17 protein-coding genes are annotated in these 21,069 nt (G+C 70.8%); 16 read left to right on the forward strand and 1 reads right to left on the reverse strand.

Annotation, left to right across the window (positions count from 1 at the left end; translation table 11 throughout):
• The first annotated feature begins 5 nt into the window (after positions 1–5).
• From AC3EO4_RS39280 to AC3EO4_RS39315, 8 genes are all read left to right on the forward strand, one after another.
• The gene (locus AC3EO4_RS39280; RefSeq protein WP_431900512.1) at positions 6–596 is read left to right on the forward strand and encodes a DUF305 domain-containing protein; all 591 of its coding nucleotides are present in this window, start codon (positions 6–8) and stop codon (positions 594–596) included.
• Between the two features lie 133 nt (positions 597–729).
• Complete coding sequence (locus tag AC3EO4_RS39285) at positions 730–1,995, forward strand: Dyp-type peroxidase (RefSeq protein WP_379574573.1); 1,266 nt, start codon at positions 730–732, stop codon at positions 1,993–1,995.
• 75 nt (positions 1,996–2,070) lie between these two features.
• A complete protein-coding gene (locus AC3EO4_RS39290) occupies positions 2,071–3,678 on the forward strand; it encodes an FAD-binding oxidoreductase (protein ID WP_431900513.1) in 1,608 nt (535 codons plus the stop codon).
• A gap of 131 nt (positions 3,679–3,809) precedes the next feature.
• Entirely contained in the window at positions 3,810–4,490 is a 681-nt protein-coding gene (locus AC3EO4_RS39295; protein WP_379574373.1) for an EthD domain-containing protein, read from the forward strand.
• Positions 4,490–5,983 carry a GMC family oxidoreductase gene (locus AC3EO4_RS39300; protein ID WP_379574374.1) on the forward strand — a complete coding sequence of 498 codons (1,494 nt, stop codon included), beginning with the start codon at positions 4,490–4,492 and terminating at the stop codon, positions 5,981–5,983. The genes AC3EO4_RS39295 and AC3EO4_RS39300 overlap by 1 nt, the downstream gene beginning before the upstream one ends.
• An 11-nt stretch (positions 5,984–5,994) precedes the next feature.
• Positions 5,995–7,575 (forward strand): GMC family oxidoreductase, encoded by a 1,581-nt coding sequence (locus AC3EO4_RS39305; protein WP_379574375.1) that lies wholly within the window; start codon positions 5,995–5,997, stop codon positions 7,573–7,575.
• Between the two features lie 115 nt (positions 7,576–7,690).
• Positions 7,691–8,764, forward strand: a complete 1,074-nt coding sequence (locus tag AC3EO4_RS39310; protein WP_379574376.1) for an IS701 family transposase — start codon at positions 7,691–7,693, stop codon at positions 8,762–8,764.
• Positions 8,761–10,137: a sensor histidine kinase gene (locus tag AC3EO4_RS39315; RefSeq protein WP_431900516.1), complete on the forward strand. Its 1,377-nt coding sequence runs from the start codon at positions 8,761–8,763 to the stop codon at positions 10,135–10,137. The genes AC3EO4_RS39310 and AC3EO4_RS39315 overlap by 4 nt, the downstream gene beginning before the upstream one ends.
• Here the strand turns inward: AC3EO4_RS39315 and AC3EO4_RS39320 are convergent.
• On the reverse strand, positions 10,134–11,762 hold the full coding sequence (locus tag AC3EO4_RS39320) for an NAD(P)/FAD-dependent oxidoreductase (RefSeq protein ID WP_379574378.1): 1,629 nt from the start codon (positions 11,760–11,762) through the stop codon (positions 10,134–10,136). The genes AC3EO4_RS39315 and AC3EO4_RS39320 overlap by 4 nt on opposite strands.
• 163 nt (positions 11,763–11,925) lie before the next feature.
• On the opposite strand from AC3EO4_RS39320, the gene AC3EO4_RS39325 reads away from it, so the two are divergent.
• Genes AC3EO4_RS39325 through AC3EO4_RS39360 form a run of 8 tightly spaced genes read left to right on the forward strand, consistent with a single transcriptional unit; the run spans position 11,926 to position 21,069 of the window.
• The gene (locus AC3EO4_RS39325) at positions 11,926–12,750 is read left to right on the forward strand and encodes a type 1 glutamine amidotransferase domain-containing protein (protein ID WP_379574380.1); all 825 of its coding nucleotides are present in this window, start codon (positions 11,926–11,928) and stop codon (positions 12,748–12,750) included.
• Positions 12,751–12,752: 2 nt separating this feature from the next.
• Entirely contained in the window at positions 12,753–14,339 is a 1,587-nt protein-coding gene (locus AC3EO4_RS39330) for a thiamine pyrophosphate-binding protein (RefSeq protein WP_379574381.1), read from the forward strand.
• A gap of 10 nt (positions 14,340–14,349) precedes the next feature.
• The gene (locus AC3EO4_RS39335) at positions 14,350–16,746 is read left to right on the forward strand and encodes an AGE family epimerase/isomerase (RefSeq protein WP_379574382.1); all 2,397 of its coding nucleotides are present in this window, start codon (positions 14,350–14,352) and stop codon (positions 16,744–16,746) included.
• 2 nt (positions 16,747–16,748) lie between these two features.
• A complete protein-coding gene (locus AC3EO4_RS39340; RefSeq protein WP_379574383.1) occupies positions 16,749–17,075 on the forward strand; it encodes an STAS domain-containing protein in 327 nt (108 codons plus the stop codon).
• Positions 17,072–19,102, forward strand: coding sequence for a glycogen debranching protein (locus AC3EO4_RS39345; RefSeq protein ID WP_379574384.1), 2,031 nt, complete (start codon positions 17,072–17,074; stop codon positions 19,100–19,102). Before AC3EO4_RS39340 ends, AC3EO4_RS39345 begins: the two co-directional genes overlap by 4 nt.
• The gene (locus AC3EO4_RS39350) at positions 19,099–19,404 is read left to right on the forward strand and encodes an anti-sigma factor antagonist (protein ID WP_379574385.1); all 306 of its coding nucleotides are present in this window, start codon (positions 19,099–19,101) and stop codon (positions 19,402–19,404) included. Before AC3EO4_RS39345 ends, AC3EO4_RS39350 begins: the two co-directional genes overlap by 4 nt.
• Positions 19,404–19,862 carry an ATP-binding protein gene (locus tag AC3EO4_RS39355; protein WP_431900551.1) on the forward strand — a complete coding sequence of 153 codons (459 nt, stop codon included), beginning with the start codon at positions 19,404–19,406 and terminating at the stop codon, positions 19,860–19,862. Before AC3EO4_RS39350 ends, AC3EO4_RS39355 begins: the two co-directional genes overlap by 1 nt.
• Positions 19,837–21,069 carry a PP2C family protein-serine/threonine phosphatase gene (locus AC3EO4_RS39360; protein WP_431900519.1) on the forward strand — a complete coding sequence of 411 codons (1,233 nt, stop codon included), beginning with the start codon at positions 19,837–19,839 and terminating at the stop codon, positions 21,067–21,069. The genes AC3EO4_RS39355 and AC3EO4_RS39360 overlap by 26 nt, the downstream gene beginning before the upstream one ends.

Genomic DNA, 21,069 nt, shown 5'->3' on the forward strand with positions numbered 1-21,069 from the left:
GAATCATGGCCAAGATCCGAGTCCTGCTCGCGGCGGGCGCGCTCGCGCTGCTCACCGCCTGCGGCTCCACGACGGGACACGACATGGCGGCCGCGCCGAGCGCCGCTCCTGCCGCCACCACTCCTGCCGCCACCACGGCGGCCGCCTTCAACGAAGCGGACGTGATGTTCGCGCGGATGATGATCCCGCACCACCGGCAGGCCGTGGAGATGGCGGACCTCGCCGCTACGCGTGCCGCCGATCCGGAGATCAAGAAGCTGGCCGCGAAGATCAAGGCGGCCCAGGACCCGGAGATCCAGACCATGACGGGATGGCTGAAGGCGTGGGGCCGGCCCGTACCCTCTGGCGGGATGGGCCACGCGATGCCCGGCATCATGTCGGAGGAGCAGATGAAGGAGCTGAAGCAGGCCAAGGGCGCCGCCTTCGACAGGCGCTTCGCGGAGCTGATGATCGCCCACCACGAGGGCGCGATCGAGATGGCCCGCACCGAGAAGGCCGACGGTGCCGATCCCGCGGCCAAGGAGCTGGCCGAGACGATCGAGAGCACCCAGCAGGCCGAGGTCACCGAGCTGCGGCAGCTCCTCGACCGCCTCTGACCATGCCGCCGAACGGCCGGCGAACCGCCGCTGGTGCGCCGCCGCGAGGCGGCCGTCGCATCCTCGCCGACATAACGGACTCCGTCTGGATTAGGTGCTCCACCTCGACCGCCGAGCACACCATTGACGCGTGATGTCACGAGACGAACGCCAGAGCAGGCCGTCCAGGCGGGCGTTCCTGACCGGCGCGGCGGCCGGCGGCGCGGGCCTGGCGGTGGGGGCCGCGGGCGCGTCGGCGCTGGCGAGCGCCGTACGGCAGGACACTCCCGCCCCGCAGGAGCTCATGTCGCAGGGCGGCGCCAGGGTGGCGCGGGCCACGTTCAGGGCCGCGCACCAGCCGGGCATCCTGACCGGGCCCGCGTCGGCGTGCCTGCTGGTCGCCTTCCGCTGCCTCGACCCCGACAGGCGAGCGCTCACCGGCACGCTGCGCGCGCTGTCGGCCGAGCTCGAAAGGCTCATGGCGGGCCGTGCCCTCGCGCCCGCCACCGCCGACCTGCCGCCCTCCGACAGCGCGCTGCTGCTCGGCCAGGGCCGCCAGCATGTGCTGGCCACGCTCAGCGTCGGAGCGTCGCTGTTCGACCGCAGGTACGGTCTGGCCGCCGCCAAACCCGCCGAGCTCGTGCCGATGGGCGTGCTCGCCAACGACGTGCTGGATCCCGCCCGCACCCACGGCGACCTGCTGCTGCTGTTGCAGGGCGACCACCCCGACGTGTGCGTGCACGCGCTGCGCGCGGCCGTCAGGGCCACCAAGGGCGGCCTCGCACCGGCCTGGTCGCAGGACGGCTTCGCCAGGCCGGACGCCACCGCGAGGGCGGGCACGACCGGCATGCGCAACCTGCTCGGCTTCAAGGACGGCACCGGCAACCCCGACGCGGGCAAGCCCGCGGTGATGGACAAGGCCGTCTGGGTCGGCGCCGACGACGGCGAGCCGGCCTGGGCCGTGGGCGGCAGCTACGTCGCCGTCCGCCTGATCCGGTTGCTCGTCGAGCAGTGGGACGGCACCTCACTCACCGAGCAGGAACGCGTCGTGGGACGGCGCAAGGACAGCGGCGCGCCGCTGGACGGCACCAAGGAGACCGACGTCCCCCGCTACCGCGACGACCCCGACGGCAGGCTCACCCCGCTCGACGCGCACATCCGCCTGGCCAACCCGCGCACGGCCGGCGCGGAGAAGGCGATGCTGCGCAGGGGCTTCAACTATGCCCGCGGGCTCGACGACCAGGGCCTCGCCTTCGTCAGCTACCAGCGCAGGCTCGCCAACTTCCTGCAGTCGCAGGCCAGGCTGAAGGGCGAGCCGATGGAGCGGTTCACCCGCCCGGAGGGCGGCGGCTTCTACTTCGCGCTGCCCGGCCTGACCGGCGACGATGACTACCTGGGGCAGCGGCTGGTCGAGACCTGATCGAAAGCCGGTGACTCCGTTAGCTGCCCAGAGCCTTCGCAGGACCGTTCGTCAATCATGAGCCTCATGATGGGAATGACGAGACGAGGCTTACTCGGGGCCGCTCCCCTTGCCGCCGTGGCGGGAGCGGGCATCAGCGGGTACGAGGCCGGCGGCCAGACGTGCGCCCCCGTGACGGCGGCGGTGAACATCTTTCCCGACGACCCCCGCTACCAGGAACTCACCGTCGGCTACAACCAGCGCTGGGTCGGCACGCCCGACTACGTCCGCCTGGTCAGCTCCACCGACCAGGTCGTGCGCGCCGTGCAGGAGGCGGTCGACAGGGGCAAACGGCTGTCGGTGGTCTCGGGCGGCCACTGCCTGGCCCCGTTCGTGTTCAACTCCGAGGTCGACGTCGTCATCGACCTGTCCGGCCTCGGCGGCGTCTCCTTCGACCCGCGCCGCCAGGCCTTCGCCGTCGAGGGCGGCGCGCGCCTGTCGGCCGTCTACGAGACGCTGTTCAAGAAGTGGGGCGTCACGCTCCCCGGCGGCATGTGCCCCACGGTCGGCATCGGCGGCCACGCCACAGGTGGCGGCTACGGCTTCCTGTCCAGGCAGTTCGGCGCGGTGATCGACCACCTGGAGGCGGTCGAGATCGTCGTGGTCGACCGTTCCGGCACCGCCCGCGCGGTGGTGGCGGGCCGCAACCCGGCCGACCCCCACCACGACCTGTGGTGGGCCAGCGCGGGCGGCGGCGGGGGCAACTTCGGCATCGTCACGCGCTTCTGGTTCCGCACCCCGGGGACGAGCGGCGCCGATCCGGGCAGGCTGCTGGTCAAGCCGCCCAAGGACGTGCTGCTGAGCGCGGTGGGCATACCGTGGAGCGCGCTGGACGAGGCGAAGTTCACCCGGCTGGTCACCAACTGGGGCCGCTGGTACGAGCAGCACGCCGCGCCCACCTCGCCCGCCAGGGTGCTGTCGGGCGTCGCCTCGCTCGCCCACCGCTCCGCCCAGAACGTCTTCCTGCTGACCCAGGTCGACGCGACCGCGCCGGGCGCGCAGCAGCTGCTGGGCGACTACCTGGGCGCGCTCACCGAGGGGCTCGGCGTGGACGCGGTGGTCGCCGCCCAGCCCGCGCAGAAGCTGCCGTGGCTGCACGCCGTACGGCTGATAGCCGCCAGCATCCCCTCCTTCATCAACCCGACGCTGCGCGGCGCGTCGAAGTCGGCCTACCTGCGCACCGGCTACACCCAGGCGCAGGCGGCGGCGATGTACCGGGCGCTGACCCGCACCGACTTCGCCAACCCGGCGGGCGCCGTGACGCTCGCGGGCTTCAGCGGCGGTGCGGTCAACGCGGTCCCCGCGAACAGGACCGCGCTCGTCCACCGCGGCGCCGCGTTCTGGACCCTGTTCGAGACCCAGTGGCAGGACCCGGCGGCCGACGCCGCCAACATCGGCTGGCTGCGCGAGCTGTACGGGTCGGTGTGGTCGGCCACCGGCGGCTACCCGGCGCCCAACTCGCAGGCCGACGGCTGCTACATCAACAACCCCGACCCCGACATCACCGATCCCGCCTTCAACCGGTCGGGCGTCCCGTGGCAGACGCTCTACTACAAGGACAACTACCCGAGGCTCCAGCGGATCAAGGCCGCCTACGACCCGCGCGACGTCTTCAGGCACGCGCAGTCGATCGCCCTGCCCTGACCCGGCCCTGACGCGGTGTCGCAGCGCACGGAGTGTCCGGGCCTACTTGACCAGGTCCCCGCGGCGTCCTTCCGGTGCGCGCGCCCCGCTCCCTAACGTCGGTTCCACCTACGCAGTGACGGAGGATTGCGGTGATTCATCAACTCATCTTCGCGGCGCCCAAGCCCGGAATGTCGGAGGAGGACTTCCAGCGGTACTGGGTCGAGGTGCACGCGGTGAAGTACGCCAGCAAGATCCCGCAGATCAGGAAGTACCTGATCGACACCACGATCCCCTTCGAGAACGAGCTGTGGAGCGGTGTCGCGGAGATCTGGCTGCGCGACGAGAAGGAGCAGCTGGAGTCGCTCCAGACGCCCGAGTTCCTCGAGGGCGCGCGCAAGGACGAGCCCACGTGGGCGGCCTTCTGGCGGACGGTCGTCCTCGACACCGACGCCCACGAGATCGTCAAGGGCGACGAGCTCGCGCCCGAAGCGGGGGTGAAGCTCATCGTGCTGGTCAAGCGCAGGGAGGGTCTGCCGCTGCGCGACTTCAGGAGCCACAGCCTCGGCGAGCACGCCGACCTGATGAGCAGGGTGCCGGGCCTGCGCCGGTACCTGCAGTGCCACACCAGGGACGGCTACTACGGCATCGGCGAGGCCGTGCTGGACGCCGCCTACCTGCTGTCCTTCCCCGACCGGCAGGCGCTGGACGAGGCGTTGTCCTCCGCCGAGTTCGCCAAGGCGCAGGCCGATCTGGAGTCGTTCGTCGAGCCCAGGTACATCCACCGCCTCCTCACCAGGGAGCACTGGATCATCGGGCCTGAGAGCCGCTGATGGCCGGCTACGACTACGTCGTCGTGGGCGCCGGCGCGGCCGGCGCCGCGCTGGCAGCCAGGCTGGTCGAGCGCACGGGCGCGAGCGTCCTGCTGCTGGAGGCGGGCGGACCCGCCGACCGCGACGAGATCCGCAGAACCGACATCCCCTCCATGGCCTCGCTGTGGGGGGACCCCGAGGTCACCTGGCAGCACCTCACCGAACCCCAGCGGGGACTGAACGGCCGCCGTATCGCACTGCCGCAGGGCAAGGTGCTGGGCGGTGGCACCTCGGTCAACGCCATGCTGTACGTCAGGGGAAACCGCCGCGACTTCGATCACTGGGCCGGGCAGGGCAACGAGGGCTGGGCCTACGAGGACGTGCTGCCGTGCTTCAGACGCGCCGAGGACTACGAGAACGGCGCCGACCGGTACAGGGGCGAGGCGGGTCCCCTCCGGGTCGTCCGTTTCGCCAGGCCCTCGTCTGTCTCGCAGGCGTTCGTCAGGGGCGCGGCGGAGCTGGGCTTCCCCGGCGGCGACGACTGGGACTACAACGGCGTCGAGCAGGAGGGCGCGTTCTTCTACCAGTCGACCAGGACGAAGGACAACGAGCGGGTCAGCACCGCGGCCGCCTACCTCGACCCGCTGCTCGGCCACGCGCGCCTCACCGTCGTGACCGGCGCGCGGGCCACCCGCGTGCTGCTGGACGGCACGACGGCCACGGGCGTGGAGTACGTGCGGAACGGCGTGAGGCACCGCGCCGACGCCGCGGCCGAGGTGATCGTCTCGTGCGGTGCGCTGACCTCGCCCCAGCTGCTCATGCTGTCGGGCATCGGGCCCGCCGAGCACCTGCGCGAGCGGGGCGTCACCCCGGTCGTCGACCTGCCGGGCGTGGGCGCGAACCTGCAGGACCACCTGATCCTCGGCGTCGCCTACGCCGCCTCGGCCGACCTGCCGATGCCCGAACTGCTGGCGGAGGCGGGGCTGTTCCCGCCCGACGACCCCGACCTGCAGCTGCTGTTCGGCCCCGTGCAGTTCGTCGAGGACGCCTACAGGATCGACGGCCCCGTCTACACCTTCGCCCCCGTGCTGGTGAAGCCGCGCAGCAGGGGGACGGTCACCCTGCGCTCGGGCTCGCCGGGCGACCTGCCGGTCGTCGACCCCCGCTACCTCGACGACGAGGCCGACCTCCAGGCGCTCGTGCGCGGCATCGAGCTGTCGAGAGAGCTGGCGCACACCGCGGCGATGACCCCGTTCCGCGACAGGGAGAGCGCCCCGGGCCGCGCCGCGGACCTGCGCGCCTACGTGCGCGAGACGGCCACCACCGTCTGGCATCCCGCCGGCACCTGCCGGATGGGCCGCGACCCTCTGGCGGTCGTCGACCCGGCGCTGCGCGTGCACGGCGTGGACCGGTTGAGGGTCGCCGACGCCTCGATCATGCCGACCGTCCCCGCAGGCAACACCGCCGCCGCCACGAACATGATCGGCGAGCGGGCGGCCGACCTGATCGTGTGAAGGAGCCGACCGTGGCAGACAGCTACACCTACATCGTCATCGGGGCGGGCGCGGCGGGTTCCGTGCTGGCCGCCAGGCTCAGCGCCGACCCCGGCGCCACCGTCCTGCTGCTGGAGGCGGGCGACGCGCGGGTCACCCCCGCGGTCAGGAGTCCGCACAGGTGGAACGAGGTGCTGTTGACGGAGCTCGACTGGGCCTACATGAGCGAGCCCCAGCCGGGACTCGGCGGCACCCAGGTCTACTCGGCCGCGGGCAGGGGCCTGGGCGGGACCTCGAACATCTACCACATGATGCACACCAGGGGCAGGCCGCAGGACTACGACAGCTGGGCCTACCACGGCTGTCCCGGCTGGTCGTTCGACGACGTCCTGCCGTACCTGCAGCGGCTGGAGGACCAGCTCGACGGGCACAACCCGCTGGCCGGCAAGGGCGGCCCGATGACGGTCGCCGACGCGGAGCAGACCGGCAACCCGATCTCGCGCACGTTCATCGACGCCTGCGCGGAGCTCGGCCACCCGCGCCTGGACGACTTCAACGCGGGGCTGTTCGGCGCGGGCTGGCACCACGTCAACATCAGGGACGGCGTGCGGTGGGGCGCCCGCGAGGCCTACCTCGACCCCGCGCTCGACCGGCCGAACCTGACCGCGCTGGCCGGAGCGCCCGCCGGCAGGCTGCTGTTCGAGGGCGACCGGTGCGTGGGCGTGGAGTACCTGCGCGAGGGCCGCACGCAGGTCGCCAGGGCCGAGGCCGAGGTCGTCGTGTGCGCGGGCGCCATTCAGTCGCCCAAGCTGCTGATGCTGTCGGGGCTGGGGGCGCCCGGGCACCTGGCCGAGTTCGGCATCGGCGTGCGGGCCGACCTGCCCGGCGTGGGGGCCAACTTCCACGACCACCCGCTGGTCATCGGCCCGATCGGCTACATGGCCAAGCCGGGCGACGACCCGAGGGGACAGGTCACCGAGGCCGCGCTGTTCTGCGGCTCGCAGGACGGTGTGCCCGTGCCCGACCTGGAGATCAGCCTGGTGCATCGAGCCCCGTTCGGTGAGAAGTTCTTCGCCAACGTCATCAGGCGCGTCCAGACCGGGCAGCCGGTCGCCGACGTGAAGGAGCTGGTCGACCCGCACGTGATCCTGAGTCTGTCCGGCGTCGTCCGGCCGGTCTCCCGCGGGTGGGTACGGCTGGCGGGCTCCGACCCCTGCGCCCACCCCAGGATCAACGCCAACTACTTCGGCGACCCTGTCGACCTCGACCGCACGGTCACCGTCGTCGAGATCGCCAGGGACATCTACCGGACCAAGGCCTTCACCGACGAGTGGGGTCTCACGGAGGTCGCGCCGGGCCCGGACGTCACCACCCGGGCCCAGCTCAGGGAGTGGGTGAAGGCCAACACGGGCTCCTACTACCACTTCGCCGGCTCCTGCAGGATGGGGACCGACCAGGACGCGGTGGTAGACCCGCAGCTGCGGGTGCGGGGCGTGGAGGGGCTCAGGGTGGCCGACGCCTCGGTCATGCCGTCGCTGGTGACGGCTCATCCCCATACCACGGTTGTCATGATCGCCGAAAGGGCGGCGGACTTCCTGCTAGCCGCGAATTAACCTCGGTGTCATAGATAGAACTGGCGATGCCACCATAAATGGCTTCTGTCACAAACCCCGTGATATTTCAATAATTACTACGTAAGGGGAGATATCGAATATTAGGGGCGGCCAGATGGCCATATACACGAATGTACAATCGCGGGGGACCTGGCTCACGCCATTCTGCGAAGACGTCTTCTCCACCTTCCTGCGGTCGGACCAGCGCCGGTGGGGCGAGGTCTACGTGCAGGGCCTGGTGTCGGTGCCGGGGCGCAAGTCGATCCGCAGGATCTCCGACCACGTGGTGGGCAGGCCGGTCGACCAGTGCCTGCAGCAGTTCGTCAACCAGAGCCCCTGGGACTGGGCCCCGGTACGGCAGCGCCTGGCCCAGCTCCTGGTCGAGGCGATCAGGCCGAAGGCCTGGGTGCTCGAGGAGGTCGTGTTCCCCAAGAACGGCGCCAACTCCGTCGGGGTGGCCCGCCAGTTCGTCCACTCGGCGGGCCGCCTGGTCAACTGTCAGGTCGGGCTCGCCCTGGTGCTGGTGGGCGAGCACGGCGGCTGCCCGGTCAACTGGCGGCTGCTGCTTCCCCGCTCGTGGGACGAGGACCCCGACAGGCGCGGCAGGACGCGGCTGCCCCACCATGAGCGCAGCAAGCCGCGCTGGCGGCACCTCCTGGAGGCCATCGACGAGATGGTGATCGACTGGGGGCTGCCGCCGGCGCCGATCGTCCTCGACGCCAGGGCGACGCCCAAGGTGGACCCGCTGCTGGCAGGGCTCGCCGAGCGGGGCCTGCCGTACCTGGTGCGCGTCACGCCCAACACGCTGGCCTCGATCGGCCCTGGGATCACGGCCAGGCCGCTGCTCGAACCCGTCAGGCCCAGGCTGCACGCCGTCGCGGGCCGGCCGTACGAGGGGAACAGGTGGCAGGCGGGTCCCGGCGCCAGGCCGATCTGGCTGGCCGACGGCAGGTCGCGGCTGCCCGACCTGGCAGGGCTCGTCGGCCTGCGCAACAGGGCGGCGGCCGAGCTGACCAGGGCCTCGGCCGAGTCGGGGCTGCAGCACTTCGAGGGCAGGTCCTTCCCCGGCTGGCACCACCACGTGACGCTCGTGTCCGTCGCGCACGGCTACCGGCTGCTGCGCGGGCTCGAAGGCGACGTCCTCGACACGAAAGGCTCGGAGGAGCTGTGCCTGCGCCCCCACGGATGACCGACCGCCTCGCCGAGATCGAGCTGTTCGCCGGGCTCTCCGGCGAGCAGCTCGCATGGCTGGCCGAGGCCGGCGTGTACAAGGAACTGGCCGACGGAGAGATGATCTTCCGGGAGGGCCAGGTGGCCGAGGCCTTCTTCGTCCTGCTCGACGGCGAGCTGGTGATCAGCAAGGACGTCGGCGGGAGGGAGGAGGTGCTGGCCAGGCACCTCGGCGGCGGGATGGAACACCAGTTCACCGGGGAGCTGCCGCTGCTCACGGGCGGCGACTACCTCGCCTCGGCGGTCGCCGTGGGATCGGCGCAGGTCATGGTCTACGACCGGGCCGCCTTCTTCGACATGATGGAACGCTGCCCGCAGGTGTGCAGGGTCCTGCTGCCCGTGCTCGCCATGCGCATCAACGGCATGGAACGGCAGGCCGGGCACAGCCACATGCTCCAGGGGCTCGGCATGCTGGCCGCGGGGCTGGCGCACGAGCTCAACAACCCCGCGGCCGCCGCCGTGCGGGCCACAGGGGAGCTGAAGTCCGCGCTGCCCGACCTGGAGGCCGCGGCGATGTCCTGGGGCGAGCTGTCGGACGAGGGGGAGCGCCGGCTGGTCGAACGGCTGCGCGCCGCCCACGCCCACCGCGATCCGCAGGACGCGCTGGCCGCGGCCGACGCCGTCGACGAGATCGAGACCTGGCTCGACGAGCACGACCTGCTCGGCGAGAAGGGTGACGAGTTCGGCGTCGTCCTGGCCGAGCACGGCACCAGCGGCGCCGTCCTCGACGGGCTGGCCGCGCGGGTGCGGCCGGAGGCGCTCGGCCCCGCCGTCGCCTACCTCGCCATGGCGCTGCAGGCCGGCGCGCTGGCCGAGGACGCGGCCGAGGCCGGTCAGCGGGTCGTCGAGCTGGTGCGCCGCACCGCCGCCTATACCAACCTGGACAGGGCGCCCGAGCGGGAGGTGGACCTGCGCGAGGGCCTCGAGGCCACGCTCGCCCTCATGGCGCCCAGGCTGCGCGGCATCAGCGTGCGCCGCGACTACGGCTGCGTGCCGTCGCTGAAGGTCTTCCCCGGCGACCTCAACCAGGTGTGGACCAACCTCATCGACAACGCCGTCGACGCCATGGGCGGGACGGGGGAGCTGACGATCAGCACCAGGTGCGAGGGCGGCCACGCGGCGGTGGAGATCCGCGACACCGGCCAGGGCATCCCCTCCGACGTGCTGCCGCGGGTGTTCCAGCCGTTCTTCACCACCAAGGACGTCGGCAAGGGCACAGGCCTCGGCCTGCACCTCAGCATGGACATCGTCACCCGCAGGCACGGCGGCACCATGGAGGCGACCTCCGTGCCCGGCGACACCCGCTTCGTCGTCCGGCTGCCGCTCGGCTAGCTCTCGGCCCGGTACCGGTGGATCATGGCGACCGCCATCGCGCCCTCGCCCACGCTGGAGGCCAGCCGCTTCACCGAGTTCGCCCGCGCGTCGCCCGCCGCGAACACGCCAGGCACGCTCGTCTCCAGCAGCAGCGGCGAGCGCGGCAGGTCCCACTCCGGCAGCGCCGAGGCGGGGCCGAGATCGGGCCCGGTCAGCAGGAACCCGTGCTGGTCCCTGCTGACCATGCCGTCCAGCCACTCGGTGCGCGGCCTGGCCCCGATGAAGGTGAAGACGTACTCGGCCTCCTCGGTGCTCTTCGCGCCGGTCGCCGCGTCGTGCAGCGTGATGCGCTCCAGCCGCTCGGTCCCCTCGGCCGAGACCACGGTCGTGTACGGCCTGACCGTGATGTTGGGCGTCGCCTCGATCTCGTCGACCAGGTAGGCCGACATGCCGCTGGCCAGCCCCCGCGAGCGGACCACCATGGTGACGTGCCTGGCGTTCCTGGCGAAGTGGAGCGCGGCCTGACCCGCCGAGTTGGCGCCGCCGACGATCCAGACGTGCCGGTCGGCGCACGACTCGGTCTCCGAGGTCGTCGCGCCGTAGTAGATGCCGGCCCCCTCGAAGCGCCCGGCGCCGTCGGCGTCGAGGCTGCGGTAGGACAGGCCCGTCGACAGCAGCACGGAGGCGGCGGTGACCTCCTTGCCGTCGGACAGGCGCAGCAGGCACGCCCTGCCCGCCCTGCGCAGCGCGACCGCCTCGACGGGGGCCAGCACGTCGACGCCGAACCTGAGCGCCTGCGTCACCGCCCTGCCCGTGAGATCGACCCCCGAGATGCCGGAGGGGAAGCCGAGGTAGTTCTCGATCCTGCTGGACGTGCCCGCCTGCCCGCCCGGCACGTACGCCTCCACCAGCAGCGTGGCCATCCCCTCGGAGGAGGCGTAGACCGCCGCGGCCAGCCCCGCGGGCCCGCCGCCCACGATCGCCAGGTCGTAGTGCGGATGGCTGAGCTCGGCCGCCAGGCCGAGCGCCGTCACCAGCTCGCCGTGGCTCGGCCTGACCAGGCGCTCGCCCTCGGGCAGCACCACGACCGGCAGGTCGGCGTCGGGCGAGGCCGCCTCCTCGAACCTGAACGGCAGGCGGTGTCTGGTGAGCAGGTCGCGCAGCCGGTGCGTGGCCGGCGCGAACCGGTGCCCGAGGATGCGGATCCCCTGGTACGGGGGCTCGTAGCCGGACTCCCAGTCGGCCAGCAGCTCGTCGAGCACGGGATACAGCCGCTCCTGCGGCGGCTCCCACGGCTTGGTCAGGTAGTGGTCGAGCCGCACCTCGTTGATCGCCGCGATGGCGACGCCCGTGTCGGCGTAGGCGGTCAGCAGGACCCGCTTGGCGGAGGGGAAGCGCCTGGCGGCCTCGGCCAGGAACGCGATGCCCGTCATCTCGGGCATCCGCTGGTCGGCCAGGATCAGTGCGGGCTGCTCCCCACGCTGGAGCAGCGTGTCGAGGAGCTGGATCGCCTCCAGCGGCGACCCCGACGCGAGGACTCTGAAACGCTCCCGGTAGGCGCGCGACAGGTCGCGCCTGACCGCGCGGAGCACGTGGTCGTCGTCGTCCACGGCCAGCAGGACCGGGCGGTGCGGCTCGTGCATGTTTCGCATTCTGCACACGAATTCCGCATACCCGAGGCGGCACCTGACGAAGTGCCGGAGAAATTCGCTGACTTGACGGAATGGGATTCTGCGCCTTGCCGGTGAATAGCGGCGCTTGTTTGACTCCGAACGCGGACGATTCACCTAACAACGGGAGTGATCGATGTCGCGCACCATTCTCATTGTTCTCTCCGAGTTCGGATATTGGGGCGAAGAACTGGTCGGCCCGCTGGCCGCCTTCGACAGGCAGGGCTACCAGAGCGTCATCGCCACGCCCACGGGCAAGCGCGCGCACGCCCTGCCGCCCAGCCTCGACCCGGGCTACGTCGACCCGCCGCTGGGCCGCTCGGTGACCACCCCCGAAGTGGCGGTCGAGGCCAGGCGGGTCGACGAGTCGAACAGGCTCGACGACCCGCTCAGCCTCGCCGACTGGATTCCCGAACGCCCCTACAACAGCGCCGACGGCTATCTCAGGAAGGTCGAGGCCTACTACAGGGAACTCGGCAGGGTCGCCGACGACATCGCGCGCTACGACGCGCTCGTCATCGTCGGCGGCAGCGGCCCGATCGTGGACCTGGCCAACAACGGCAGGGTGCACGACCTCGTCCTGGCCTTCGTGCGCGCCGGCAAGCCGATCCTGGCCGAGTGCTACGGCATCGCCTGCCTGGCCTTCGCCCGCGACTGGGAGGACAGGGCCAGCATCCTCTGGGGCAAGCACGTCACGGGTCACTGCAAGGAGTACGACTACAAGGACGGCACCGGCTTCTTCGGCGTGGACTTCAACATGGGGCCGCCGCCGTACCCGCTGGAGTACATCCTGCGCGACGCGACGGGGCCCGACGGCCGCTACCACGGCAACGTGGGCAAGGAGACGTCGGTGATCGTGGACTACCCGTTCGTCACCGCCCGCTCGACTCCCGACTCCTACCCGGCGGGCGAGAAGCTGGTCGAGGTGCTCGAGTCCGGCCTGCGACGCTACGGCTGGTGACCATGACCGCGCGCCCAGCGAAGAACGCGATCTTCGAGCAGTTCGCGGCCGACGGCATCTCGCTGATGTTCGGCAACCCCGGCACGGTCGAGCAGGGCTTCCTCGACGTGCTGGAGGAGACGCAGGCCATGGGTTACATCCTGGCGCTGCAGGAGGCGGCGGCCGTCGGCATCGCCGACGGCTACGCCAGGGCCGGCGCGCGGCCCGCGCTGGTCCAGCTGCACACCGGGGTCGGCCTCGGCAACGCCGTCGGCATGCTCTACCAGGCCAAGCGCGGCCACTCGCCGCTCGTGGTGATCGCGGGCGAGGCGGGCGTGCGCTACGAGTCGATGGACTCGCAGATGGCCGCCGACCTGGTCGCCATGGCCAGGCCCGTGACGAAGTACGCCACCAGGGTCACCCACCCGGGCTCGGTGCTGCGGGTGCTGCGCCGCGCGGTCAAGACGGCGATGACGCCGCCGCGCGGCCCCGTCTTCGTCTCGCTGCCGATGGACGTGCTCGACGAGCCGACCACCGAGCCCGCGGTGCCGAGCACGGTCCCGAGCAAGGCGACGCTGCCCGTGCCGGGGGAACTGGAGCGGGCGGTGGCCGCCCTGCGCGGTGCCCGCAGGCCCGTCGTGCTCATGGGCGACGGGGTGTCGGTGTCCGGCGCCCAGGCCGAGCTGGCCGCGGTCGCCGAGGCGCTCGGCGCGCCCGTGTGGGGTGTGGACTCCTCCGAGCTGAACATCGACACCACCCATCCCCTCTACAGGGGGCAGCTCGGCCACATGTTCGGCGAGCACAGCGCGGCCGCGCTCGAGGGCGCCGACGCGGTCCTCATCGTCGGGACCTACGTCTTCCCCGAGGTGTTCCCGCTGCTGGACAGCCCCTTCCCGCAGGGCTGCGCGGTCGTGCACATCGACCTCGACGACTACGAGATCGCCAAGAACTTCCCCGTGGACGTCGCGCTCGTCGCCGATCCCAAGGCCACGCTCGCCGCGCTGGCCGAGCGCCTCGGCCCCGGCGAGCCGCTCCAGGAGCGGGCGGCCGAGCCGTACGGGGACACGATGATGGACCTGTTCGCGGCGGAGCTGGCCAGGCGCGCGCCCGAGGGCCTCGTCGTCTTCGACGAGGCGCTGACCTCCTCACCCGCCCTGCTCAGGCACCTGCCGCCGCGCCTGCCCGGCAGCTACTTCCTCACCAGGGGCGGCTCGCTCGGGGTCGGCATCCCGGGGGCGATCGGGATCAAGCTGGCCAGGCCCGAGGCCGAGGTGGTCGCCTTCACGGGGGACGGCGGCAGCATGTACACCATCCAGGCGCTGTGGACCGCCGTCAGGTACGGCGTCGCCGCCCGCTTCGTCATCTGCGACAACCGCCGCTACCAGCTGCTCGACGACAACCTGGAGCAGTACTGGCGCGAGCGCGGCGTCGCCTCGCACCCCCACCCCGAGGGTTTCGACCTGTCCCACCCCGAGATCGACTTCGTCAGGCTGGCCAGGGGTCTCGGAGTTCCGGCCGTCAAGGTCGCCAAGCCGGCCCAGGTGGAGCCGGCCGTCGCCCGCATGCTCGCCGAGCAGGGCCCGTTCCTCGTCGATCTCGTGACGACCTGAGAGGTGCACCGTGAGTGAGAAGCGACTGGCAGGACGCACGGTCGCGATCCTGATGGAGAGCGACTACGTCGAGCCCGAGCTGCACTACTACCAGCGCCGCTTCACCGAGGAAGGGGCGCGGGTGGAGTTCCTCACCCGCCTGTGGGGGCAGGAATCGATCACCTTCCGAGGGCATGAGTACCAGCTGCCGTTCACGGTGACGGGGGACCTGGAGAGCGCCGACCTGAGCGCGATCGACGTGCTCATCGTGCCGTCGGGCATGGTGTCCGACCGGCTGCGCTACAGCGAGGACGTGCACGAGCTCGCACCCGCGGTCACGCTGCTGCGAGACGCCTTCGCCGACCCGCGCCTGGTCAAGGGCGTCATCTGCCACGGCCTGTGGCTCGCCTCGCCCATCCCCGAGGTCGTCAGGGACCGCAGGGTGACCTGCCACAACAACCTGATCGGTGACGTGCGCAACATGGGCGCCGTCTACACCGACCAGGACATCGTCGTCGACCGCGACCTGGTGACGGCCCGCAGCGCCGACCACTGCCACGAGTTCGCCCGAATGATCATCGACCTCGTGGCGGCCGAGAAGCCCGCGGAGAGCGGCTACCGGCCCGACTTCACCTTCTCCGACCTCGTCGCCGGCTACGTCACCGACTTCGAGGCGGGCGTGATCGGCCTCAGGACCAACGACGGCAGGCGGGTCAAGGTACGGCTGACCTCCACCACCACCGCGCAGTACCTGCGCAACCTGGCCGAGCCGTACCTCGACGCCTCCGGCCACCTGGACCAGTTGCTCACGCCCGGCGGCTACCTGTTCGCCCACGGGATCTTCTATCCCGAGCACGGCTCGTACACCGTCGAGGCCAAGTCGCTGACCTTCCTCGGCAAGACCTCCGGCGACTACACCTTCGAACAGCCCGACTGGTGGGTGCGCCAGATCCGCGAGCTCGGCAGGTTCTACCGCAGGGCCCAGTTCGGCAACGAGGGCCCGATCGACTACGCCTCCTACCGCACCATGCTGCGGCTCGGCGGCGACAAGGTCGACCACCACGTGCAGGAGACCGACACGATCTCCCGCATGATCTACGGCATGTCCTCCGCCTACATGCTCACCGGCGACGAGGACTTCCTCGAGGTCGCCGAGCACGGCGCCGCCTACCTGCGCGAGCACATGCGTTTCGTTGACCGCGACGAGGACGTCGTCTACTGGTACCACGGCATCGACCTGCGCGACGGCGGCGAGCGCAAGCTGTTCACCTCCGAGTTCGGCGACGACTACGACGCCATCCCGATGTACGAGCAGATCTACGCCCTGGCGGGGCAGACCCAGCTCTACCGCCTGACGGGCGACCCGCGCATCGCCTCCGACGTCGAGGGCACGCTGCGGCTGTTCGCCAAGTTCTTCCACGACCCCGACAAGGGCGGCTACTACTCCCACATCGACCCGATCCTGCTCAGCCCGCACCACGAGTCGCTCGGCCCCAACAGGTCGAGGAAGAACTGGAACTCCGTCGGCGACCACGCCCCTGCCTACCTGATCAACCTGTTCCTCGCCACCGGTGACGAGCGGCACGCCGCCATGCTCGAGGAGACCTTCGACCTGATCGTCGAGCACATGCCGCGACAGGACAGCCCCTACGTCCAGGAGCGCTTCCACGCCGACTGGTCGCCCGACACCACCTGGCACTGGCAGCAGAACAGGGCGGTCGTCGGCCACAACCTGAAGATCGCCTGGAACCTGATGCGGATGATGTCGATCCGGCCGAAGGAGCGCTACCAGCGGCTCGCCACCGGCATCGGCAGGAAGATGCCGGGCTACGGCAGCGACCCGCAGCGCGGCGGCTGGTACGACGTGGTCGAGCGCACGCTCGAGTCCGGCCAGAGCATCCACCGGTTCACCTGGCACGACCGCAAGGCCTGGTGGCAGCAGGAGCAGGCGATCCTCGCCTACCAGATCCTGGCCGGCCTGACCGGCGAGGGCGAGTTCCTGCGCAGGGCCAGGGAGTCGGCCGCCTTCTACAACGCCTTCTTCCTCGACCACGACGAGGGCGGCGTCTACTTCAACGTGCTCGCCGACGGGCACCCGTACCTGCTGGGCAACGAGCGGTTCAAGGGCAGCCACTCGATGAGCATGTGCCACGCCGCCGAGCTGTGCTTCCTGGCGACCGTCTACCAGCGGCTGCTGCTGGACGGGGAGCCGCTCACGCTCTGGTTCAAGCCGCGGCCGGACGGGTTCACCGACAGAGTGCTGAGGGTCGCACCGGACGCGCTGCCGCCCGGCAGGGTCAGGCTCGAGTGGGTCGAGGTGGACGGCGCGCCGTACCAGCTGTTCGACGCGGCGGCGATGACCGTGAAGCTGCCCGACACCTCGGTGCCCGTGACGGTGCGCGCGCACCTGGCACCGGTCGAGGAGTAGAGATGGACGTTGGCAAACACCTCATGGGCGAGGTCACCGTCATCACCATGGACGGCACGCTCGACAGCGCGACGGCGCCCAAGGTGCAGCAGGACCTCGAGGCGCTCTTCCCCGACGAGGGGCTGGTGGTGCTCGACATGAGCCGCACCACCTACATGTCCAGCGCGGGGCTGCGGGTGCTGCTGCTGATCTACCGACGCGCGCAGGGGAGCGCGGCCAGGCTGGCGCTGACCGGGCTGCCGTCCGACGTGCGCGCGGTCATGGACGCGACGGGTTTCCTCGGGTTCTTCACCGTGGTCGAGTCCGTGGAGGAGGCGCTGGCGGTATGAGGGCGCTGGAGCCGATCGACGCCTACCCCACCCATCGGATCGCCGGCTTCCCCGTGCGCGCGGGACGGTCGCTGCCCTTCGGCGCCACCAGGGTGCCGGGCGGCGTGAACTTCTCCGTCTACTCCAACCACGCCACGTCCATGTCGCTGGTGCTCTACAAGGCGGGCGCGCCCGAGCCGATGGCCGAGCTGCCCTTCCCCGAGGCGTTCAGGATCGGCGGCGTCCACTCGATGACCGTCTTCGACCTCGACCCCGAGGACATCGAGTACGGCTACCGCGCGGACGGCCCCCACGAACCGCACAGGGGCCACCGCTTCGACACCTCCCAGGTCCTCGCCGACCCCTACGCCAGGATGAGCACCGGCATCGGCCCCTACCGGCACAGGTCGCGCGTCGCCCTCGACGACTTCGACTGGGAGGGCGATCGCTCGCCCCGGCTGCCGCACGAGGACCTGGTGATCTACGAGCTGCACGTGCGCGGCTTCACCATGGACCCCTCCTCGGGCGTCGCGGCGCCCGGCACCTACGCCGGCCTGGTGGAGAAGATCCCCTACCTGCGGCGCCTCGGCGTGAACTGCGTCGAGCTGATGCCGGTCTTCGAGTTCGACGAGACCGACAACATCTTCACCGGCGTCAACTACTGGGGCTACAACCCCCTCGGCTTCTTCGCGCCCAAGGCCTCCTACGCGGCCACGGGCCGCCATCACATGCAGGTCGACGAGTTCAAGCACATGGTGAAGGAGCTGCACAAGGCGGGCATCGAGGTGCTCCTCGACGTCGTCTTCAACCACACGGGCGAGGGCGACGAGCGCGGCCCCTCCATCACGCTCAAGGGGCTGGACAACGCCACCTACTACATGCTCACCCCCGACGGGCACTACTACAACTTCAGCGGCACGGGGAACACGCTCAACTGCAACCATCCGGTGGTGCGCGGCTTCGTGCTCGACTGCCTGCGCTACTGGGCCGCGGAGTTCCATATCGACGGGTTCAGGTTCGATCTGGCGGCCATCCTCGGCAGGGGCGCAGACGGCGAACTGCTGCACAACCCGCCGCTGCTGGAGTCGCTGGCCTACGACCCCGTCCTGCGCGACTGCAAGCTCATCGCCGAGGCGTGGGACGCGGCGGGGCTCTACCAGGTGGGCAGCTTCCCCGACTACTTCCGCTGGTCGGAGTGGAACGGCCGCTACCGCGACACCCTGCGCAGGTTCCTCAAGGGCGACCTCGGCGTCACGGGCGAGCTGGCCACCAGACTGGTCGGCTCGCCCGACATGTACAGCCGCAGGGGCACCTCGGCCACCGTCAACTTCGTCACCTCCCACGACGGCTTCACCCTGCGCGACCTGGTCTCCTACGACCACAAGCACAACGAAGCCAACGGCGAGCACAACAGGGACGGCGACAACAACGACCTGTCGTGGAACTGCGGCGCCGAGGGCGAGAGCGACGATCCCGTGGTCCTGTCCACCAGGGCCCGCCAGACCCGCAACGCCCTACTGCTCCTGCTGGCCAGCAGGGGCATCCCGATGCTGCTCGCCGGCGACGAGGCCGGCCGTACCCAGCGGGGCAACAACAACGCCTACTGCCACGACAGCCCGCTGACGTGGTTCGACTGGAGGCTGGTCGAGGACAACGCCGACCTGTTCGCCTTCGTCAGGAGGGCCATCGCGTTCAGGCGGGCCCACCCCGTGCTCAGGAGCGGCAGCCCCGAGCAGGTCACCTGGCACGGCGTGCGCGCGTGGGCGCCCGACTGGTCCACCCACTGCAGGCTGATGGCCGCGATGTTCGACGGCGGCGCGGACGACTGCGTCTACGTCGCCGCCAACTCCTACTGGGAGGGCCACACGCTCGACCTGCCTGCGCCGCCGCGCGGCATGGCCTGGCACCTGTTCGCCGACACCGCGGCGGCGTCCCCGTGGGACGCCCACGAGCCGGGGGCGGAACCGCCGCTCGCCGACCAGTCCCAGGTGGAGATCGGCCCGCGGAGCGTCCTCGTTCTGGTCACGCACGAGAGGGAAGAACAATGAGTTTCCAGGTGAGAATGAACGTCGAAGGGGACACCGCGACGCTGAGGCTGTCCGGCGAGCTCGACGGGCGGTCGGCGCCCGAGCTGAACCAGCTCGTGGGCGAGGCCGTCGAGCGGCGGGTCGGCAAGCTGGTGCTCCTGCTCGACGAGCTGACCTACATGTCGTCGGCCGGGGTGCGCTGCCTGGTGTTCGCCCACCAGAAGCTGCCGAGCGGCTCGGAGATCACGCTGGTCGGCACGCAGCCCGAGGTGGCCGAGACCATCAGGCTCACCGGCTTCGACCGCAGCATCGTGATGACGTGATGCTCGCCTATCGCCTCAGGATTGACGGGTCGAACACGTCGATGCCAGGGGTGGTGGCCGACTTCGTCGAGGCCCTGGCCGGCGAGGCGGGCCTCACCACCCACCAGACCTATTGGCTGCGGCTGGCGGCCGACGAGATCACCACGAACATCGCCCATCACGGCTACCGCGGCTGCGGGGGAGTGGTGGACATCGCCGGTGAGATCGAGCCCGACCGGCTGCGCGTGTGGATCGAGGACGACGCGCCACCCTTCGATCCCACGCTCTACGACCCCGCGCCCAGGCTGGCCGTACCGCCGTGCCAGCGTGAGGAGGGCGGCTACGGCCTGCTGCTGGCGCTGAAGAAGGTGGACGAGTTCAGTTACGAGTTCGTCGGGGGACGCAACCGCAACATTCTCGTCATGCGGCTGCTCGGACGGGATGGAGAAGCCGGTGCCGAATGCCCTCGTGATAGCTGAGACCGCCGACGCCGCCTCCGAGGCGGTGCTCGAGCTCGACGGCGCGCTGCGAAAGGAAGGCTTCGAGGTACGGCACGCCGCCCCCGACGACCTGTCCACGCACCACGCCTGGCCGCACCCCGACCTGCTGCTGGTGTCGGCCTCCGTGGGGCTGCACCGGATGGCGCTGGTCAGCCGGCGCTTCGTCGTCGAAGGCCGCACCCCCACGATCGTGGCCTTCCCCGGCGAGGACCTGGCCGCGCTCGAGGAGTGCGTGCGCGGCGGCTTCGACTACCTGACCAGGCCGTTCCTTCCCAGCCTGCTGCGCAGCAGGGTCAACTCCTGCTGGGAGCGCTGGCAGCTCAGCAGCACGGTCGAGGAGATGGCGGCGCTGGCCAGCCTGCGCGAGTACGAGCGCGAGCTGAGCATCGCCCGCGAGATCCAGGCGGGGTTCCTGCCGGAGTCGATGCCCGCGATGGACGGATGGGAGATCGCGGCCAGCTTCCGCCCCGCCAGGCAGGTGGCCGGCGACTTCTACGACATCTTCACCCTCGTCAACGGGCGCAGGGTGGCCTTCGTCGTGGCCGACGTGTGCGACAAGGGCGTCGGGGCAGCGCTGTTCATGGCACTGATCAGGACCCTGCTGCGGCACACCGCCGAGCACACCGGCCTGGCCCAGGGCGTCAGCGACGACCTGGCCGTGGCGGTCAACGGCGCGTCGAACGACGGCACGCTGCCGCTGCTGTCGCTCGGCGCGGGGCCGCTCATCCAGGCCGTTGTAGGGACCAACCAGTACATGGCCCGCAACCACCTGAAGCAGGGCTACTTCGCCACGATGTTCTTCGGCGTGCTGAACCCGCGCTCCGGCGACCTGCTGTACATCAACGGCGGACACAACCCGCCCATCGTGATGCACGCCGACGGCCGCCGTACCATGCTGCCGCCGACGGGACCCGCGGTGGGCATGCTCGCCGACAGCTCCTACACCCTCGGCCACGTCCACCTCGCCCCCGGCGACTCGCTGTTCGCCTACACCGACGGGGTGGTCGAGGCGCGCAACCTCGAGCACCGGCTGTTCGGCACCGACCGGCTCATCGAGACACTCGGTGGCGCGGGGCCGGCGGCGGGCCTGCTCGACACGGTCGACCACGCCGTGCGCCGATTCGTCGGGACCGCGGAGCAGTCGGATGACATCACCACCCTGGCGCTCCGCAGGATCCCGCTCTGA

Source organism: Nonomuraea sp. bgisy101 (assembly GCF_057708945.1).

Coding starts and splice junctions, on each gene's coding strand:
- AC3EO4_RS39315 (WP_431900516.1), top strand. CDS start 8,761: ATGACCGACCGCCTCGCCGAGATCGAGCTGTTCGCCGGGCTCTCCGGC.
- AC3EO4_RS39320 (WP_379574378.1), bottom strand. CDS start 11,762: ATGCACGAGCCGCACCGCCCGGTCCTGCTGGCCGTGGACGACGACGAC.
- AC3EO4_RS39350 (WP_379574385.1), top strand. CDS start 19,099: ATGAGTTTCCAGGTGAGAATGAACGTCGAAGGGGACACCGCGACGCTG.
- AC3EO4_RS39290 (WP_431900513.1), top strand. CDS start 2,071: ATGACGAGACGAGGCTTACTCGGGGCCGCTCCCCTTGCCGCCGTGGCG.
- AC3EO4_RS39310 (WP_379574376.1), top strand. CDS start 7,691: ATGGCCATATACACGAATGTACAATCGCGGGGGACCTGGCTCACGCCA.
- AC3EO4_RS39325 (WP_379574380.1), top strand. CDS start 11,926: ATGTCGCGCACCATTCTCATTGTTCTCTCCGAGTTCGGATATTGGGGC.
- AC3EO4_RS39285 (WP_379574573.1), top strand. CDS start 730: ATGTCACGAGACGAACGCCAGAGCAGGCCGTCCAGGCGGGCGTTCCTG.
- AC3EO4_RS39280 (WP_431900512.1), top strand. CDS start 6: ATGGCCAAGATCCGAGTCCTGCTCGCGGCGGGCGCGCTCGCGCTGCTC.
- AC3EO4_RS39300 (WP_379574374.1), top strand. CDS start 4,490: ATGGCCGGCTACGACTACGTCGTCGTGGGCGCCGGCGCGGCCGGCGCC.
- AC3EO4_RS39330 (WP_379574381.1), top strand. CDS start 12,753: ATGACCGCGCGCCCAGCGAAGAACGCGATCTTCGAGCAGTTCGCGGCC.
- AC3EO4_RS39355 (WP_431900551.1), top strand. CDS start 19,404: ATGCTCGCCTATCGCCTCAGGATTGACGGGTCGAACACGTCGATGCCA.
- AC3EO4_RS39345 (WP_379574384.1), top strand. CDS start 17,072: ATGAGGGCGCTGGAGCCGATCGACGCCTACCCCACCCATCGGATCGCC.
- AC3EO4_RS39340 (WP_379574383.1), top strand. CDS start 16,749: ATGGACGTTGGCAAACACCTCATGGGCGAGGTCACCGTCATCACCATG.